The sequence below is a fragment of the Synechococcus sp. H60.3 genome (assembly GCF_047462295.1).
Taxonomy (GTDB): domain Bacteria; phylum Cyanobacteriota; class Cyanobacteriia; order Thermostichales; family Thermostichaceae; genus Thermostichus.
The window spans coordinates 1-5,007 of sequence record NZ_JANSIY010000143.1 but is presented as its reverse complement, the minus strand read 5'-3'; the positions used below and the strand labels follow the sequence as shown (position 1 = coordinate 5,007).

General features: G+C 62.8%; 5 protein-coding genes and 1 pseudogene. 1 reads left to right on the top strand and 5 read right to left on the bottom strand.

The window, feature by feature from the left end:
* The 5 genes and pseudogenes from NW841_RS11735 to NW841_RS11715 all read right to left on the bottom strand — a co-directional run.
* Nucleotides 1–254 (bottom strand): annotated as a pseudogene (locus NW841_RS11735) (hypothetical protein); the annotation flags it as partial.
* 33 nt (nt 255–287) lie between these two features.
* Entirely contained in the window at nt 288–485 is a 198-nt protein-coding gene (thiS, locus tag NW841_RS11730) for a sulfur carrier protein ThiS (protein WP_414366001.1), read from the bottom strand.
* A complete protein-coding gene (locus NW841_RS11725) occupies nt 473–1,663 on the bottom strand; it encodes an FAD-dependent oxidoreductase (protein ID WP_414386515.1) in 1,191 nt (396 codons plus the stop codon). Before NW841_RS11725 ends, thiS begins: the two co-directional genes overlap by 13 nt.
* 178 nt (nt 1,664–1,841) lie before the next feature.
* Complete coding sequence (locus tag NW841_RS11720; protein ID WP_414386514.1) at nt 1,842–3,797, bottom strand: bifunctional metallophosphatase/5'-nucleotidase; 1,956 nt, start codon at nt 3,795–3,797, stop codon at nt 1,842–1,844.
* A gap of 209 nt (nt 3,798–4,006) precedes the next feature.
* A complete protein-coding gene (locus tag NW841_RS11715) occupies nt 4,007–4,360 on the bottom strand; it encodes an MGMT family protein (protein ID WP_414366004.1) in 354 nt (117 codons plus the stop codon).
* A 63-nt stretch (nt 4,361–4,423) separates the two neighbouring features.
* Here NW841_RS11715 and NW841_RS11710 point away from each other — a divergent pair, with 63 nt between their 5' ends.
* Complete coding sequence (locus tag NW841_RS11710; protein ID WP_414378452.1) at nt 4,424–4,936, top strand: hypothetical protein; 513 nt, start codon at nt 4,424–4,426, stop codon at nt 4,934–4,936.
* Nucleotides 4,937–5,007 lie beyond the last annotated feature (71 nt).

Below are 5,007 nucleotides of genomic sequence, written 5' to 3'. Positions count from 1 at the left end.
GGCAAAAGCGGGATCCCTAACTTCTGGAGCAGGGCCCAAAACCCTTGGGAAGCTTCCGACCCCAGCGCCCCCTGGCGCCGCAGGGAAACGGTCAACAGACAGGGCTGCGCCCGCGCCACCGCCTGTTCCAAAATGGCGGGTGAAGGGTAGCGAGCTGTCCCCAGCATCAGGCGGCTGGGCAGCGCTTGGCCGTAGAGCACCAAGGGATCCTCATCGGCCCGAGTCGAGGGGGAAAGCTGGAGAAGGGTGGACATTGGGGGAGGATAGGGAGAAAGACAACTGGGGCACTAGCCGCCGGCACTTGGCACGACGACCTCTACCTCGTCGCCCTCTTGCAGATGGGTTTGCCCATAGCGGGCGCGCGGCACAAATTCTAGATTAACCGCCACCGCAAAGGGGCCACTGAGCTCCACCTGGGCGAGGGCCTCGGCCAACGTGGTGCCCTCCGGCAAATCGTAAGGCTTTTGGTTGATCAAGACACGCATGGCGACAGGGATTCACCGGCAAGAGGGGCGGCCTGCACCTGAAAAGGGATCCCCAACTCTTGGGCAAGGCGACAACTGCCGTGGTGAAGGTACTCCAAAACGGCATCGTGGAGAGCCGGAGCAATGAGAAAGCCATGGCGGTAGAGACCGTTGATCTGCAACAGGCGTGGGGATGGCTCCACCACCGCCGGCAAGTTGTTCGCCAAGGTGGGACGGCATTGGCTGCCCAATTCTAGGATACGCGCTTCGGCAAAGGCAGGGTGAACCGCGTAGGCGGCGCTGAGCAGCTCCAGAGCCGAGCGGACGCTCACGGGCGAGCGATCCTCGGATTCAATTTCAGTGGCTCCCACCACGAACAGATGCCCTGGCTTGGGAGCGATGTAGATGGGGTAGCGAGGGTGTAACAGCCGCGTTGGGCGCCGCAGCACCACCTCCGGAGCATACAAACGCACCACCTCCCCTCGCACCCCCCGCAGCAGCTTTTGCCCACCCCATTCTTTCTGAGCCCCTAGGCCGCGGCAGTCCAAAACCCAGCCGCCAGTTTGCTGCTGCCAGGCTCGCGCCCGCTCCAGATCCCAGGGGGATCCCCACTCCACCTCCACCCCGTGCTGCTGCAGTTTAGCCAGCAGAGCCAACAGCAGTTGGCGGTTGTCCAGCTGACCCTCCTGGGGAAGATAGAGACCCTGGCTAAATCGCCCGGCCAGCGAGGGCTCCAGCTCGGCCAGAGCCTGGGCATCCAGCGGCTGAGGCCGGGGGAGGTGGGGAAGGTGTTCCCCTACAGCGGCCAGTAGGGCTGAGAAGCGCTTGGCTTCCCCGGCATCTTGGCGGTGCCAGAGGATCAGGGTGCCTTCCTGCTGAAAAAAAACCGGCTCTGCCAGACTGGCCAGGAGGGTGGGCCAGCGAGAGAGGGCATAGTACCCCTGCGCTACTACGCTGGCCTCGGCAACGGCAGACTCCGCTAGAGGAGCCAGCATGGCCGCAGCAAAATGGGCAGCACTGCTCTCAGGAGCGGTGGGAGAAGCGGCCTCCACGATGCGCACAGAATGCCCGACCTCGACAAGGCTGGCGGCCAGCAGGCGTCCCATCAGGCCCGCTCCAAGGATGAGGACGGGCTCCGGCTGCGCTCTCCAAGACGCAGGCGGGTGGTTGGCCAGAGAAGATGGGTTTGGCAGGCTCATGGGGCGTCGGCGGTGTCTAGCGCTACCAGCAGAACTATGCTGGCACACTTTCTACCCTATGGCTCGAGAATGCTGAATGGCTCCTCATTTGAGGAATGACGCTTTCCAAAAAACCATCCCCTCTCCCTAGAGAGGAGAGGGGCGGTTGGCTCCATCCACGGGTTAACAGTAGCCCAGCCTACAAGCCCTGCAGTACTGTATCTTGACGTACCGAGAGGTTCTGGATGCGGGTGTCCTGGGCAGCCGGTGTGTCGGCTTGGGTGAACACGCCGATCTGCCGCAGATAGCGAGCCAGGGCATCCTGTTCACTGCCGGGAGTGTCAAAGGTGATGCCGGAGCTGGGGGCCAAGTTCACCCGGTTGGGGTTGGACAGGCGCGGGAAGGGATAGTCATCCCCACCGTTGGCCAAGAAGTCCAGCGTCACCAGGCGGAAGGTACGGCGGGGATCCCCTTGCAACTGGCCGTTGCGCACCACCACATCTCGGCCGGTGGGTGTGTCCACCCGCAAAGAGATCACGCGGGATCCTGGTGGCCGCGAGGGATCAAAGCTGAAGGCAAAGCCGCCAATCTGCGGGAAGCGGCCCGGCGTGGCCCCTGGCTGGCTTTGCGCCACCCCGTGTTCTATCAATTGCTTCAGCTCCTCGGCGGTGACGGTTACCAGCGACAGGCCGTTGTTAAAGGCCAGAGCGGTTTCGATATCCAGTTGCGAAACTTGTCCTGCCTGCTTGCCGGCATCGGGGTTGGCCACCGGAGGGATCCGCCGCACCGGCTCGCCGCCACCGCCACCGGTGGTAGCCCCAATAGGAGCGCGAATGCCGCCCCCGTTTTTCAGGGAGATGACGGTGGTGGGGTCAACCGTTCTGGCGTAGGCCAGGTTGGCATCAGCCGTGAGGTTGCCCAGGTTGGTTTCCTCGGTGCGCACCTCGGCCCGCAGGCCGTTGAGGAATTGGGTGGTAGAGCCAAAGGTACGGCCATCCTTGGCGCGGATGATGTTGCCGATCTCGTTGGCCACCCGCACCACCTCAGGGTTGGGAGTGCCGCGCACGGCTGCCACCCCTTGGTCATCGGTGGCATAGGCGCCGCTTACCGGATCGATGCGGGCAATCACCCCGTTGGCGTCGAAGCCAACCACCAAGCGGCCCACATAGCGGTAGTTGGCGCCGGTGTTGACCACTGCCACCGGCTGACCACTGGCGGAGGAGCGCAGGATGGGGTAGTCGCCCGTGCGCACATCTTCAGGGCGCAGGCGGTCGGTGGGCTTGGCAATAACACGGTGGGAGCCGCCGGCGATAATGACATCGACATCCCGCAGTTGGCTGGCCAGGGTTACCTCGTTTTGGAGCTGCTGCAGGTGGGCCAGGAGGATGATCTTGTTAATGCCCTGCGCGGTGAGCTGGTTAACGAAATTCTGGATGAGGGCAGCGTTCACCTGGTCGGTGTCGTCCACCCTGCCCTCCACTCTCACCTCAGGGCCAGGACTGGAAATGGCGGCCAAGCGAGTGGTGGTGGCACCCACCAAGCCAATCCGCTGTCCCCCTACAGTAATCACAGCCGTTTTGGCAATCTTGCCCGGAATGGAACTGGCCTCTTGCCCATCGGGAGCTAGATCAGTGCTGCTTAATTCGCCGGTGCCGCTGAAGCTGAGGTTGGCGCTTAGGTAGGGAAAGCGGGCACCCGCATAGCCGCGGCTGGGGTCAGGCCGCAGGAGGTCGCGGAGTTGTCGGGTACCCTGGTCAAACTCGTGGTTGCCAAGAGCAGAGGCCTGAAAGCCAATGGCGTTGAGGATCTCGATGTCAGCCTTGCCAGGCGTGCGGTCATACCGACCTCGCAAGGAAGGATCGGCGCTGGCGTTGTAGAAGGGGCTGGGAATGTAGTTGTCGCCGCTGGAGAGGATCACGGTGTTGGGAAATTGGGGCCGCAGTGCATTCACCACCGCCGAGAAGCGGGGCGCATCCTGAACAGCAGCAATGGAAGCTTCCAAGTCGCTAGCGTGCAAAATCTGCAGCGTAAAGGCGGGCGGTTGACTGGAGAGGGTGACATTGGGATCCGAGGCGATAAACCCCGCTCCTCCGCCGGCTGGAGGAACTGAGCTGTCGTCAGTGGTACCGCAGGCATTAGCCAGACCCAGTGCCAAACAGCACAGCCCAGTCCACAGGGACTTGGCCAGAGGGTTCAGCCAAGCCGGGAACCCTCCCTTGGCAGGGGCTGACCCTCGGGGGCGACAAGCTGGTTTCATGACAACTCCTTCACTCCATCCACGAGACAAGACGCATCCGTGTTCACGTTACCAGAGCTGGGCGGGAGGTTTCGCTATGGCCTGTTTAAGGCTAGGTCAAGCTCAGGTTAAGCTTGCCTGGGCTCCCAGCCAAACTGGTGCAAGTCCACCCGGCCCTCGGCGTCGAAGGGGATCCCTTCGGCTTGGAGCAAGACTTTTTGCAGGTCGTCGTAGCCAAGGCGAAAGGGGGAGTAGGAGATGCGCCCTTGGGCGTTGATCACCCGGTGCCAGGGGATGTCGGTCTTTTGGCCTTGCAGGCGAAACAGGGCATAGCCCACCTGGCGAGCATACCCCGGATAGCCGGCAAGCCGCGCCACCTGCCCATAGGTGGCCACTCGCCCCGGCGGGATCCGCCGCACAACTTCATAGAAGCGCTGGTAGAGGCTGATGGATTGGGCCTCGGTGGGGCAAGCCGGTGTCATAGGGATCCCTCCCCAAACTCAAGAGACAATGGAAGTGGCCAAGGACAAGCGCAGCTTATTCTTATGAGTTATCTCATTGCCGTCCTGCCGGATCGCATGGCTGCCGAAGCGGCCTACAGCGCCCTGGAACAAGCGGGCTTTCCCGTGGAGCGGCTGCACCTCCTGGGGCGAGGCTACAAAACGGCGGATGAGTTTGGGCTCATCGATCCGGCCCAAGCAGCCCGCCGGCAGATGCAGCGCCTGGCCATTTGGCTGGTGCCCTTTGGCTTTTTGGCGGGAGTGGGGTTCAGCCTCCTCAGCGGCCTGGATACCTTTGCCTGGGCGGGATCCCTGGGCAACCACCTCATTGGCGGCCTATTGGGTGCCCTGGGTGGGGCCATGGGCAGCTTTTTTGTCGGGGGAGGAGTGGGCCTGACCAGCGGCTCCGGCGATGCCCTGGCCTACCGCAACCGCCTCAACGCGGGCAAGTACGTGCTCATTTTGGAAGAGGAGAACGAAACCCGCCTGCGCGAGGCAACGCGGATTTTGCGCCAATTTGAGCCGGAGAATCTACAAGGGTACAGCGAGCGCCTATGAACTACCCCACCGCGTAGGCGGGTGGGGTTTCCTCACCCGCTTGACAGCAGAGCTTTTGTCTCTTCTTCTGC